Origin of the sequence: Streptomyces sp. NPDC005181, assembly GCF_040608395.1 — a bacterium.
In the GTDB taxonomy this organism is placed as follows: Bacteria; Actinomycetota; Actinomycetes; order Streptomycetales; family Streptomycetaceae; genus Streptomyces.
Genome location: NZ_JBEXID010000086.1, coordinates 1 through 12,541 on the forward strand (window position 1 = coordinate 1; position 12,541 = coordinate 12,541).

Annotated in this window: 10 protein-coding genes; 7 read left to right on the plus strand and 3 right to left on the minus strand. The window is 70.1% G+C overall.

Going from position 1 to position 12,541, the window contains the following annotated elements; genetic code table 11:
* The first annotated feature begins 353 nt into the window (after nt 1–353).
* Entirely contained in the window at nt 354–905 is a 552-nt protein-coding gene (locus ABZV38_RS32915; RefSeq protein WP_356332107.1) for a carbonic anhydrase, read from the plus strand.
* Nucleotides 906–1,104: 199 nt separating this feature from the next.
* Complete coding sequence (locus ABZV38_RS32920; RefSeq protein ID WP_356332108.1) at nt 1,105–1,908, plus strand: acyl-CoA dehydrogenase family protein; 804 nt, start codon at nt 1,105–1,107, stop codon at nt 1,906–1,908.
* Here ABZV38_RS32920 and ABZV38_RS32925 read toward each other — a convergent pair.
* Nucleotides 1,869–2,555, minus strand: coding sequence for a GntR family transcriptional regulator (locus ABZV38_RS32925; protein WP_356332109.1), 687 nt, complete (start codon nt 2,553–2,555; stop codon nt 1,869–1,871). The two genes, ABZV38_RS32920 and ABZV38_RS32925, sit on opposite strands and share 40 nt — an antisense overlap.
* Before the next feature lie 425 nt (nt 2,556–2,980).
* On the opposite strand from ABZV38_RS32925, the gene ABZV38_RS32930 reads away from it, so the two are divergent.
* The 5 genes from ABZV38_RS32930 (at nt 2,981) to ABZV38_RS32950 (ending at nt 10,060) form a co-directional block, all read left to right on the plus strand.
* A complete protein-coding gene (locus tag ABZV38_RS32930; protein WP_356332110.1) occupies nt 2,981–3,511 on the plus strand; it encodes a formate dehydrogenase subunit gamma in 531 nt (176 codons plus the stop codon).
* The gene (locus tag ABZV38_RS32935) at nt 3,508–5,097 is read left to right on the plus strand and encodes an NADH-quinone oxidoreductase subunit NuoF (RefSeq protein ID WP_356332111.1); all 1,590 of its coding nucleotides are present in this window, start codon (nt 3,508–3,510) and stop codon (nt 5,095–5,097) included. The genes ABZV38_RS32930 and ABZV38_RS32935 overlap by 4 nt, the downstream gene beginning before the upstream one ends.
* Nucleotides 5,094–7,916 carry a formate dehydrogenase subunit alpha gene (gene fdhF, locus ABZV38_RS32940; protein ID WP_356332112.1) on the plus strand — a complete coding sequence of 941 codons (2,823 nt, stop codon included), beginning with the start codon at nt 5,094–5,096 and terminating at the stop codon, nt 7,914–7,916. The genes ABZV38_RS32935 and fdhF overlap by 4 nt, the downstream gene beginning before the upstream one ends.
* 5 nt (nt 7,917–7,921) lie before the next feature.
* A complete protein-coding gene (locus ABZV38_RS32945) occupies nt 7,922–8,134 on the plus strand; it encodes a formate dehydrogenase subunit delta (protein WP_356332113.1) in 213 nt (70 codons plus the stop codon).
* Between the two features lie 513 nt (nt 8,135–8,647).
* A complete protein-coding gene (locus tag ABZV38_RS32950; RefSeq protein ID WP_356332114.1) occupies nt 8,648–10,060 on the plus strand; it encodes an OFA family MFS transporter in 1,413 nt (470 codons plus the stop codon).
* Between the two features lie 208 nt (nt 10,061–10,268).
* Here ABZV38_RS32950 and ABZV38_RS32955 read toward each other — a convergent pair whose 3' ends face one another.
* Nucleotides 10,269–10,967 carry a GntR family transcriptional regulator gene (locus ABZV38_RS32955; protein WP_356332115.1) on the minus strand — a complete coding sequence of 233 codons (699 nt, stop codon included), beginning with the start codon at nt 10,965–10,967 and terminating at the stop codon, nt 10,269–10,271.
* 95 nt (nt 10,968–11,062) lie between these two features.
* Nucleotides 11,063–12,535, minus strand: coding sequence for a Re/Si-specific NAD(P)(+) transhydrogenase subunit beta (gene pntB / locus ABZV38_RS32960; protein ID WP_356332117.1), 1,473 nt, complete (start codon nt 12,533–12,535; stop codon nt 11,063–11,065).
* Nucleotides 12,536–12,541: the final 6 nt, after the last annotated feature.

A 12,541-nucleotide genomic window follows, 5' to 3' on the forward strand; every position in this document is an offset into this window, starting at 1 on the left:
GTCCATGCCTGGGGCTACGGCGGTGCCTTCGCCCTGGCGGGCAGCATCGGTCTCGGCTCGGCGGTCCTCGCGTGCTTCCTCAAGGCGCCGGGCCGACCGAAGCAGGAGGGCGTCCGCACGGCCTCGGGCGCGGTCGCGAGGGAGGCGCTCTGAGCAGGAGGTGAGGGTTCGGCCCCCGCCGCGCGCGGGGCAGCGCCGGGGTGTCCCCGCGCGGCGCCCGCCCCCCCGCAGGGGGCCGTCCACGCTCCTGACGACCACTTCTGGTCTCCCTTCTGTCGCCCCGGTTCGCCGGGGCGACAGCGTTCTGCCCGGCTCCGTTCTGCCCGAGCATCGACCCTGAGAGGCGACCGAGCATGTTGACATCGACACCTTCCGGTGCACGCCCGTCCACCGGTTCCCCTGGCCAGGAATCGGTCATCGACTCCCTGGTGCGGGCCAACCGCGCCTACGCCGACGCGTTTCGCGACCCCGGAATGGATGCCCGTCCCGTCCTCGGAGTGGCGGTCGTGGCCTGCATGGACGCCCGAATCGACCTGCACGCCGCGCTCGGCCTCGAGCTGGGGGACTGCCACACCATCCGCAATGCCGGTGGAGTGGTCACCGACGACACCATCCGCTCCCTCACCATCAGCCAGCGAGCCCTGAACACCCGAAGCGTCGTCCTCATCCACCACACGGGGTGCGGCCTGCAGACGCTGACCGAGGAGTTCCGGTACGAGCTGGAGCGGGAGGTCGGGCAGCGGCCGGCCTGGGCGGTGGAGTCGTTCCGGGACGTCGACCAGGACGTACGGCAGTCGATGCGGCGGGTGCGTACGTCGCCGTTCCTGCCGCACACCGACGACGTGAGGGGCTTTGTCTTCGATGTGGCGTCGGGGCTGCTGAGGGAGACCTCGGACCTCGACTGAGCGTCCCTGCATCCTCGCGACTTTGCGCCTTTCGAAGGGGAGTTGGGTGGCCGTGGCCGTCCGACACGTAGCGCCGCGGGCAACAATGGCATACTGTATGCAATGCAAGCCAGTGCCTCGCCGCTCCGCGATCCGCGGCCGAGGCCATCGGGACCGCCCGCCCGGGGCGGATCGGACATCGCACCTGAGGGGGCGCCCCGTGTCGTATCCCAGCGCACTGCCTGACGTCCTGGACCACGTCATCGCTCCGGCCGGCGAACTGGCGCGCCAGGAAGGGAAGTTCCCGCGCGCGGCGGTCACGGCCCTCGGCCGGGCCGGACTCCTCGGGCTGACCTGCTCGGCCGAACCCGTCGGTGGCGGCGCCGACTTGGCACGAGCCGCCGAGGTGGTCGCCCGGGTCATGCCCGTGTGCCCGGCCACGGCCGCGGTGCTCCAGTCCCACTACGCGGCGGCCGCGGTGGTCGAGGCGTACGGCGGCCGGTGGCTGCGGGGTGAGGTCGCGGCCGGCCGCCACCTGTGCACCCTCGCGGTGGTGGAGGACGGCGCCGGGGGAGCGGTGCGCTCGACCGCGCGGCGTACTGGAGGCGTGGTGGCGCTGCGGGCACGCAAGCGTGATGTGGTCGCCGCAGGTGAGGCGGACAGTTATGTCTGGTCGTCGCCACCTGTCGCCTCGGACGGTGACCTGACCCTCTGGGGCGTGCCGGCCCACGCTCCCGGCCTGTTCGTACCGGCACGCGCCACCGGGGCGCCGCTTGCCAGCGCCACGTCCACGGTGGTCGCCGACCCGGTGCGCGTCCCGGCCGAGGCGATGCTGGGGGCGGACGGCGAGGGTTTCAAGATTCTGCTCGACGCCGTGCTGCCGTGGCTGCGAGAGCTGTGCGCCGTCGTCGGGTCCGACGCGGTGCATCCCTCGCTGGGTGCGCTGGCGCGATCCGCTTCCGGGACCGCGCGCTCCGGCGACGGTCAGGCGTTCGCGGCCTCCGCCGCGATGGCTTTGCGGTAGGTGCGGGTGCGCTCGGTGTGCTTGCGCATGATCTCGCCGGCCCGCTCCGGGTCGCCCTTCGCGATGGCCTCGATGAGGCGGGCGTGCTCGTTCCAGGAGCCCTTGGAGCGGGAGTTGGCGATCGGGGTGTAGTACCAGCGCACCTTGCGCCCCACCTGTGTGATCAGCTCGGCGAGCACGTCGTTGCCGCCCACGGAGGTGATGTAGGTGTGCAGGGCCGTGTTCGCGGCGACCAGGCGGTCGGTCGTACTCTCCGCCAGTGCGTCCATGCCCTCCTGCTGGAGCTGCCACAGGCGCTCGATGTGCTCGGGCTTGGCGTGATGCGCCGCCAGTTGTGCGGAGTAGGTCTCCAACACCGTACGGACGTCAAGGAGTTGGGTCGCCTCCTCCTGCGTGGGGGTGTGCACGAACGCGCCCTGGGCGGGTCTGAGGTCGACCCAGCCGTCCGTGTGCAGGCGCTGCAGCGCCTCGCGCACGGGCTGCCTGCTGACCCCCAGCTGCTCGGCGAGATCTGATTCGACCAGATGCTGGCCCGATGTCAGGGTGCCGCTGATGATCAGCTCTGCCAGGGCATCGGACACCGCCTGGCGCAGCGGTGTCGGGCGGGCGACGCGTCGGGCGGAGCCAGCCGTCAGGCCTTGGCGCATGGTTCTCCTGTTCCGCCCCCGAGCTCACCGAGTCGGTGGCTGTGCCGGCCGTTACCCCCGGGCGGACCGCGCGGCGGCCCATTCAGGATACAGGTTTTCGTATGCAGTGTGGTGTCCCGCGACGACCTTGCGTGATGTCCCACCGGGGTGCAGGGCGGTCGTGCACCGGATCAACGCAGCACGCCAGGAGCGGAGTCGGCGGGCCGTCGGGGTAGATCGGCAGACGACTCCATGTGGGATTCTGTATGCAAAAAGCTTGTATACATCAGGGTTGCATGCTTCGCTAAGACTGTTTCGCCCCTTGCGCCGTGCGCGCCAGGGGAGGTCGAGGTGCCCCTGTGAACGCGAACCGTGGTGCTCGGACCGGACCCCCAGGTGCCCGTGCCCGTACCCCTTCCACGGCCCTGACGAAAGGCCGCACGACCATGAAGATCCGGACCAGTGATCCGACGGTGGAGCAGGTGGTGAGGAAGATCGCCGCCGCCCATCGCGAGCAGCGTGGCGCTCTGTTGCCGATCCTCCACGCCGTGCAGGCCGAACTGGGGCATGTGCCCAAGGAGGCCGTACCGGTGCTCGCCGACGAGCTCAACCTCTCGCGGGCCGACGTACACGGAGTGGTGAGCTTCTACCACGACTTCCGCGCCGAGCCCGCGGGCCACCGTACCGTCCGCGTCTGCCGCGCCGAGGCCTGCCAAGCCCAGGGTGCGGGGTATCTCGTGGAGTACGTACGGCAGATGGGGCTCACCCTGGGCCGGACCGCCGAGGACGGCTCGGTCACCGTCGAGCAGGTCTTCTGCCTCGGCAACTGCGCCCTCGGCCCCGCCGTCGAGGTGGACGGACGCCTGCACGGCCGGGTGGACACGGAGCGGCTCGGCGCGCTGCTCCACGGAACCGACCAGACGCGGCGCGACGGCGTCGGCGCCACGCCCGACGGAAATGAGGCACCCCGGTCATGACCCAGCATCCCGCACAACCCCATGTGCGGATCTACGTCCCCCGCGACTCGGCCGCCCGGTCCGTGGGCGCCGACGAGGTGGCCGCCACAATCCAACAGGCTGCGGACAGCGCCGACTTGGCCGTCGATCTCGTACGCACCGGATCGCGCGGCATGCTCTGGCTCGAACCGCTCGTCGAGGTCGCCACCGAGCACGGGCGTATCGGGTACGGTCCGGTGACCCCCGACGACGTTCCCGCACTGCTCGCCGCCGGCCTGCTCGACGGCGACGAGCACCCCCTGCGCCTCGGCCCGGTGGACGAACTGCCGTGGCTGGCCCGGCAGAACCGGGTCACCTTCGCGCGCGTCGGCGTCATCGATCCGCTCGACGCCGACGACTATCTGCGCCACGGCGGTCTCACAGGGCTGCGCACCGCGCTGAAGCTCACGCCTGCCGACGTGGTCGCCGAGGTGACCGACTCGGGCCTGCGTGGGCGCGGCGGGGCGGGCTTCCCCGCAGGCATCAAATGGAAGACCGTTCTCGACTGCCCGGGCGAGCTGAAGTTCATCTGCTGCAACGCCGACGAGGGCGACAGCGGGACCTTCGCCGACCGCATGCTCATGGAGGGCGACCCGTTCCTGCTCATCGAGGGCATGACGATCGCCGCGCACGCCGTCGGCGCCCGCGAGGGCTACCTCTACATCCGCTCCGAGTACCCGGACGCGGTCGCCACGATGCGCGCCGCCATCGACACCGCCCGCGACCGCGGCTGGCTCGGCACCTCGGTCCTCGGCACGCCGCTCGACTTCGATCTGCATGTGCGGGTCGGCGCGGGCGCGTACATCTGCGGCGAGGAGACCTCCATGCTGGAGAGCCTGGAGGGCAAGCGCGGCATGGTCCGCGCGAAGCCGCCGATCCCCGCGATCGAGGGCCTGTTCGGCAAGCCGACCGTCGTCAACAACGTCCTGACGCTCGCCACCGTCCCCGTCGTCCTCGCCCAGGGCGCCAAGGCGTACCAGGAGCTCGGGGTGGAGCGCTCCCGCGGCACCCAGGTGTTCCAGCTCGGCGGCAACATTGCCCACGGCGGCATCGTCGAGACCGCCTTCGGTATCACACTGCGCGAACTCATCGAGGAGTACGGCGGCGGCACGCGGTCGGGCCGGCCGGTGCGCACCGCGCAGGTCGGCGGGCCGCTCGGCGCCTACCTTCCGCCCTCCTCGTTCGACCTGCCGATGGACTACGAGGCGTTCGCCGCGGCCGGGGCGATGGTCGGCCACGGCGGCATCGTGGTCTTCGACGACACCGTCGACATGGCCGCCCAGGCGCGCTTCGCCATGGAGTTCTGCGCGGCCGAGTCCTGCGGCAAGTGCACTCCGTGCCGGGTCGGTTCAGTGCGCGGTGTCGAGGTGATCGACAAGATCGTGGCCGGGGAGCAGAGGGACGAGAACCTGGCACTCCTCGACGACCTGTGCGAGCTGATGACCGAGGGCTCGCTGTGCGCGATGGGCGGACTGACCCCGCTGCCCGTGCGCAGCGCCCTTACTCACTTCGCGGACGACTTCCTCGGCGAAGTTGCCGCCGACACGAGGATGGAGGGCACGGCATGACACTGCTCAAGGAACCCGATCACGGCACCCCGGAGCGACCGGGGGAGGCCACGGTGGCGCTCGAGGTGGACGGCATACCGGTGAGCGTGCCGGAGGGCACCTCGGTGATGCGTGCCGCCTCGCTCGCCGGCGTCGACATCCCCAAACTGTGTGCCACCGACTCCCTGGAGGCCTTCGGCTCCTGCCGGCTGTGCGTGGTCGAGATCGACGGCCGGCGCGGCACGCCCGCCTCCTGCACCACCCCGTGCGCCGACGGTATGCAGGTGCGCACCCAGACACCCAAGGTGGAGAAGCTGCGCCAGGGCGTCATGGAGCTCTACATCTCCGACCACCCGCTGGACTGTCTGACCTGCCCCGCCAACGGCGACTGCGAATTGCAGGACATGGCGGGCGTCGTCGGACTGCGCCAGGTGCGCTACGGCTACGAGGGGGAGAATCACCTCGACGCAGAGAAGGACACCAGCAACCCCTACTTCGACTTCGACGCGTCCAAGTGCATCGCCTGTTCCCGCTGCGTCCGCGCCTGCGGCGAGATCCAGGGCACATTCGCCCTGACCATCGAGGGACGCGGCTTCGACTCCAAGGTGGCGGCGGGAGCGGGGGAGTCCTTCATGGACTCCGAGTGCGTCTCCTGCGGAGCCTGCGTGCAGGCGTGCCCGACGTCCACGCTCCAGGAGAAGTCGGTCGTCAACCTCGGCATGCCCACCCGCTCGGTCCTCACCACCTGTGCGTACTGCGGCGTCGGCTGCTCCTTCAAGGCCGAACTGCGCGGCGACGAACTCGTCCGCATGGTGCCGTACAAGGACGGCGGCGCCAACGAGGGCCACGCGTGCGTCAAGGGCCGCTTCGCCTTCGGCTACGCCACACACCCCGACCGCGTCCTCAAGCCCATGGTGCGCGAGAAGATCACGGACCCGTGGCGCGAAGTCGAGTGGGACGAGGCCATCGCCACCGTCGCGCGCCGGATGCGGGCTCTGCAGGACACGTACGGGACGGGCGCGGTCGGCGCGATCACCTCCTCGCGGTGCACGAACGAGGAGGTGTACGTCGTCCAGAAGATGGTCCGCGCGGCGTTCGGCAACAACAACGTCGACACCTGTGCGCGCGTCTGCCACTCGCCCACCGGATACGGGCTCAAACAGACCTTCGGTGAATCCGCGGGCACCCAGGACTTCCGCTCGGTCGCCGAGGCCGACGTCATCATGGTGATCGGCGCCAACCCCACCGACGGACACCCGGTGTTCGCCTCCCGGATGAAGCGCCGGCTGCGCGAGGGCGCCCGCCTCATCGTGGTCGACCCGCGCCGCATCGACCTCGTACGCTCGCCGCACATCGAGGCCGACCACCATCTGCAACTGCGACCGAGCACCAACGTGGCCGTGGTCAACGCCATGGCGCACGTGGTGGTCACCGAGGCGCTCGTCGACCAGGGCTTCGTGGCCGAGCGGTGCGAGGGCTACGAGGAGTGGGCCGCGTTCGTGGCCCGCCCCGAGAACAGCCCCGAGGCCGTCGAACCGGTCACCGGGGTCCCGGCCGACGAACTGCGCGCGGCCGCCCGGCTGTACGCAAGCGCACCCAACGGGGCGATCTACTACGGTCTGGGCGTCACCGAGCACAGCCAGGGCTCGACCATGGTCATGGGGATGGCCAACCTTGCGATGGCGTGCGGGAACATCGGCCGCGACGGCGTGGGCGTCAATCCGCTGCGCGGCCAGAACAACGTCCAGGGCTCCTGCGACATGGGCTCCTTCCCGCACGAACTGCCCGGCTACCGGCATGTCTCCGACGACGCGGTGCGCACCGTGTTCGAGGACCTGTGGGGCACCGCACTGCTGTCCGAGCCGGGGCTTCGCATCCCCAACATGTTCGACGCGGCCATCGACGGCTCCTTCCGCGGCCTGTTCGTGCACGGCGAGGACATCGCGCAGTCCGACCCGAACCTGAAGCATGTCACCGCGGCCCTGGAGGCGATGGAACTCGTCGTCGTCCAGGACCTGTTCCTCAACGAGACCGCCAAGTTCGCGCATGTCTTCCTGCCCGGGGCGTCGTTCCTGGAGAAGGACGGCACCTTCACCAACGCGGAGCGCCGGATCAACCGGGTGCGCGCGGTGATGGCGCCGAAGGCGGGCAAGCACGAGTGGCAGATCGTCACCGAGATCGCCACCGCCATGGGGTACCCGATGGCGTACGACCACCCGAGCCAGATCATGGACGAGATCGCCGCGGTCACCCCGACCTTCGAGGGCGTCTCCTTCGCGCTGCTCGACAAGGTGGGCAGCGTCCAGTGGCCGTGCAACGCCGAGGCGCCCGAGGGCACGCCCATCATGCACATCGACGAATTCGTCCGTGGCAAGGGCAAGTTCGTCGTCACCTCGTACGTGCCGACCAATGAGCGCTCCACCCGCCGCTTCCCGCTGGTGCTCACCACCGGGCGCATCCTCAGCCAGTACAACGTCGGGGCGCAGACGCGCCGCACAGGCAACGTCGCCTGGCACCCCGAGGACGTACTGGAACTGCACCCGCACGACGCGGAGGACCGCGGGATCACCGACGGTGACCTGGTCACCCTGGCCAGCCGGGTCGGCCGCACCACGCTGCGGGCCCTGGTCTCCGACCGGATGCCGACCGGCGTCGTCTACACGACCTTCCACCACCCGGTCACCGGCGCCAACGTGGTGACCACCGAGAACTCCGACTGGGCGACCAACTGCCCGGAGTACAAGGTGACGGCCGTCCAGGTCGCCCTTGCGCCGCGGGGGCACGAAGGGGCCACGCCGGCCGCCGAGGCCCCCGTGGGCGCCCTGACGGCGGGAGACTGACAGATATGGCCGCCACTGAGCCGTCCGAGTGCCGCATGGCCAATGACATCGCCCTGAACCTCGCCCATCTGCCCTCGGCGCAGGCGGCCACCGAACTGGCCGGACACATCGGCAGGTTCTGGGACCCGCGGATGCGCACCAGGCTGCGCGCGCTGGTGGACTCCGACGCACCGGGCGTGCACCCGCTGGTCGTCGAGGCGGTGAAGCTGCTGCGCTGACGGTGGAGGTGAGGGCGCGGCCCGCTGCGGTGTGATGCAGCGGGCCATGTCTCGTGCACCCCCGCGGGGAGCCCCCGCGGGGTCCTTCGGCATGCCCGGAACCGGTCGTCCCGCTCGACTGCGGCGCGTAACCGCACTGCGCCCAAAGGTAGTTGGGTAATGCACTGGTCAAGCTTCATGCCGCCCCACTGGACACACGAATTCAGTGCTCCATACCGTATGCAATCACCGGTCAGGCTCCCTGCGCCGTGATCGGCAGGTCAGTTGTCTGCCATACCTCGCCGCGGCCCCGAACCCGCCGCGCCGAGGCCGAACCACCAGGTCACCGCCTGCACGCCGGCGGACTCCGGGATGCCGCCCCGGACCCGTGACGCGCCGACGGCGTACCCCCTACCCGCGCCCGGCGAGAGCCCGGACGCGCACCGTGGAGGGGAGTCGCTTTCACCCAACGCACGAAGAGCAAGGCCCCAGGGGGCGCACGCCAAGCTCTTTTTCAGGCAAGGGAAGGCACACATGTCAGTAACACCGCAGGCGACTTCCTCCTCGTACCGAGAGGTCGCCGATATCAACGGACGCGTCTACCGCGTCGGGGAGAGCGACCGCTCCATCCTGGGCAGGCCTCGGGCGTGGATGGTCTGGCTCCCGTGGATCGCGATGATGGGCGTCAGCGTCTACGAGTACGGCTACAGCTCGGCGGAGTCGACCCTCGAGCACGCCCATGGCTGGACCCTCACCGAGGCTTTCTGGATCGCCAGTATCTGGGCGGTCTTCCAGGCGGGCATCGCCTTCCCCGCGGGAAGGCTCCGGGAGACCGGAAAGCTCTCCGCCAAAACGGGCATGCTCCTCGGAGCGGTACTGTCCGGGCTCGGCTTCCTCTCCATCGCCCACGTCTCGAACCCCATCTTGGTGATACTCGGCTACTCGGTGCTCGGTGGCGCCGGCTCCGGACTTGTTTACGCGACCTGTATCAACATGGTCGGCAAGTGGTATCCGGACAACAAGGGCGCGCGGACCGGCTTTGTCAACGGCGGATTCGCCTACGGCACACTGCCGTTGATCTTCGTCTTCAGCTACTGGTTCCACGCCGACAACTACCGGCTGGTCCTCGACCTGATCGCCCTGGGCATGGTCCTCCTCGTGGGCAGCTGCGGCTTCTTCTTCCGCGACCCGCCCAAGAGCTGGTGGCCGCACGACGTGGACCCGCTCAACCGTGGCGGCGGCGAGGACGCCGAGCGGGTGGCGCGCAGGCTGCGCAAGAACCCGCCGGCCAAGGGACAGTTCACCCCGATGCAGGCGATCAAGACCGGGCAGCTGCCGCTGATGTGGTTCGCCCTGGTCTGCATCGGCGGCGTCTCACTCTTCGGCATCAACTTCCAGGTCCCCTTCGCCAAGAGCCTCGGCTTCGGGCCGCTGATCGCCGCCTCGTCGGCGGGTGTGCTCGCCGTGGTCAACGGGGTGGGCCGGGCCGCCGTGGGTTGGCTGTCGGACACCCTGGGCCGCCGGCAGACCCTGACGCTGGTCCTCGTGATCGCGGGCGTCGCGCAGTTCGGCGTGCTGTGGTCGGGGCAGGCCCACAACGAGCCGCTGTTCCTGATTTTCGCCTTCGTCAACGGCTTCGGCGGCGGCGCCTTCTACCCGCTGTTCGCGGCACTGGTCCCGGACTACTTCGGGGAGAACAACAACGCCACCAACTACGGCCTCGTCTACAGCGCCAAGCTGGTCGGCGGTGTCGGCGGCGGTGGCTTGGCCGCTGGGGTGATCACCGCCTGGGGCTACTCGGGCGGCTACTACCTGGCAGGCGGCATCGCCTTTTTGTCGGCTCTGATCACCTTGCTGCTGCGCCAGCCAGGCCGACCCGCGGACCAGGAGCGGCCTGCCGTGCAGGCCGTCGCCGACAGCCCCGGGCTGACCAGCGCGGCGAACTGAGCGAACGCCCGGGCGCAACTTCGCGCCCGGGCCCGCAGAGCGTGCGCGGGTGCGGACAGAGCGTTGGGCGGCGGCGGCAGTCGTCCGGCGGGGCGCCCGTGGCACAGGCCGGGCCGGACGGTGGGGTGCGCTCCCTGCTCCGTCCGGCCCCGGCCCATTGGTGTGTCAGGTGCCCCATTTGCGGTGAGGTTGGTCGGAGTCGCCGCGGTCACGCCCGGGCTCGGGGTGCCGCGGTCAGCTGCCGGCAGTAGAAGTCGGTGGTCGTCCGGGTGTGATGGTGCATCAGTTCTTCGGCCCGGTCGGCGTCACCGGCCGCGATGCGGTCGATGATGTCGGCGTGCTCGTTCCATGCGTCCTTGCCGCGTGGCCGGGCGATGGGCATGTAGTACCAGCGCACCCGGCGGTCGACCTGCCGGATCAGCTCGGCGAGGATGGGGTTGCGCGCGAGCTCGGTGATGAAGCCGTGCAGCGCCGCGTTCGCCTCGACGATGCCGCGGGCGTCGTCCGCGGAGAGCGCAGCTATTCCGGCGGCCTGCAGTTCCCACAGGCGCGTGATGTCCGGACCGGTCGCGTACTGTGCGGCGCCGCGCGCCGAGTGGGTCTCCAGGACGGCGCGGACGCTGAGGAGCTGGGTGGCTTCCTCGACGGTCGGGCTGTGCACAAATGCGCCCTGGGCGGGGCGCAGTTCCACCCATCCGTCGGCCTGGAGGCGCAGGAGTGCCTCGCGCACCGGTTGGCGGCTCACGCCGAGGTCCTCGGCGAGTTCGGCCTCGATCAGATGCTGGCCCGGCTGGAGTACGCCCCCCACGATCAGCTCGATCAGGACGTCGTAGACGGCCTGGCGCAGGGGCGTGGGCCTGTTGACGGGTGTCGTCACGGTGGCTGGGAAAGTGCGTGGCTCGCGCATGGGCTCCCTGGTGGTGGTGGCGGGCTGCGGGGAGGTGCTGGTGATGGAGCGGGAGGAATCGCGTACAGCAATAGGCTTCTGTATGCAATCTGTCGTCAGGCAGGTGCGGGCTGCTCCGCCGGCCGACGTCCGGAGCCCGCTGCCGGGCCCGGGTCGCCCGCCGCCAGTTCGCGCACGATCGCTTCCACGCTCTGCTTGGCGTCGCCGAAGAGCATGCTGCTGTTCTCCCGGAAGAACAGCGGATTCTGCACACCTGCGTACCCGGAGGCCATGGACCGCTTGAACACGACGACGTGCTCCGCCTCCCACACCCGCAGCACCGGCATCCCCGCGATAGGGCTGGCCGGATCGTCCATCGCCGCCGGGTTGACGGTGTCGTTGGCGCCGATGACCAGGACCACCGAGGTGTCGGCGAAGTCGTCGTTGATCTCGTCCATCTCCAGGACGACGTCGTACGGTACGCGGGCCTCGGCAAGGAGTACGTTCATGTGCCCCGGCAGCCGCCCCGCCACGGGATGCACGCCGAAGCGCACGGTCACGCCGCGCTCCCGCAGACGGCGCGTCAACTCCGCCACCGGGTGCTGCGCCTGGGCGACCGCCATGCCGTACCCAGGGGTGATGATCACCTGCGTGGCACCCGCCAGCGCGCTTGCGGTGTCCTCGGCGCTGATCTCCCGGTGCTCGCCCTGCTCCTGCTCGCCGCTGGGTGCGGCCTCGACGCCGAAGCCACCCGCGATGACGGAGAGGAAGGACCGGTTCATCGCCCGGCACATGATGTACGACAGGTAGGCGCCGGAGGAGCCGACCAGCGCCCCGGTCACGATGAGCAGGTTGCTGTTCAGCAGGAAGCCGGCCGCGGCGGCGGCCCAGCCCGAGTAGCTGTTGAGCATCGAGACCACGACGGGCATGTCGCCGCCGCCGATGGAGGCGACCAGATGCCAGCCCAGGACGAGCGCGAGCACGGTGACGGCGATCATCAGAGCGAGGTTCGGGCTGACGGTGAACCAGGCGGTCAGGGTCACGAACGCGAACAGGGCGCCGACGTTGAGCAGGTTCTTCCCGGGCAGGGTAAGCGGCCGGGACTTGATGCGCGCCGACAGTTTCAGGAACGCGATCACGGATCCTGTGAAGGTGACCGCGCCGATGAAGATGCCGATGAACACCTCGGCATGATGGATCCGCAGCAGCGACCCGGCCAGCTCGGTGGAGCCCGGGCGCTGTGCCTCGACCTCCAAGTAGCTGTTCCAGCCGATCAGTACGGCGGCGAGCCCGACGAGGCTGTGCAGCACGGCGATCAGCTCGGGCATCTGGGTCATCTCGACCCGGCGGGCCTGCCACAGGCCGATCGCGCCACCGATCGTGCCCGCGACGGCGATCAGCGCGATCGACTCGCCGGAGACGGAGCGTCCGGCGACGACGACGGTGGCGACGAGCGCAAGCGCCATTCCGGCGACGCCGTAGGCCACCCCCGCCCGGGCGGTGTGGTGCCGGGAGAGCCCCGCCAGGCTGAAGACGAAGAGCAGCGCGGCGACGATGTCGGCGGCCTGGGCCGCCGTGGATGCGTTCATCGAACT

Bases quoted from the DNA above. Each gene is read 5' to 3' on its own strand.
- ABZV38_RS32945 (WP_356332113.1), top strand. From the start codon at position 7,922: ATGGCCGCCACTGAGCCGTCCGAGTGCCGCATGGCCAATGACATCGCC.
- ABZV38_RS32955 (WP_356332115.1), bottom strand. From the start codon at position 10,967: ATGCGCGAGCCACGCACTTTCCCAGCCACCGTGACGACACCCGTCAAC.
- ABZV38_RS32950 (WP_356332114.1), top strand. From the start codon at position 8,648: ATGTCAGTAACACCGCAGGCGACTTCCTCCTCGTACCGAGAGGTCGCC.
- ABZV38_RS32915 (WP_356332107.1), top strand. From the start codon at position 354: ATGTTGACATCGACACCTTCCGGTGCACGCCCGTCCACCGGTTCCCCT.
- ABZV38_RS32925 (WP_356332109.1), bottom strand. From the start codon at position 2,555: ATGCGCCAAGGCCTGACGGCTGGCTCCGCCCGACGCGTCGCCCGCCCG.
- pntB (WP_356332117.1), bottom strand. From the start codon at position 12,535: ATGAACGCATCCACGGCGGCCCAGGCCGCCGACATCGTCGCCGCGCTG.
- ABZV38_RS32935 (WP_356332111.1), top strand. From the start codon at position 3,508: ATGACCCAGCATCCCGCACAACCCCATGTGCGGATCTACGTCCCCCGC.
- fdhF (WP_356332112.1), top strand. From the start codon at position 5,094: ATGACACTGCTCAAGGAACCCGATCACGGCACCCCGGAGCGACCGGGG.
- ABZV38_RS32930 (WP_356332110.1), top strand. From the start codon at position 2,981: ATGAAGATCCGGACCAGTGATCCGACGGTGGAGCAGGTGGTGAGGAAG.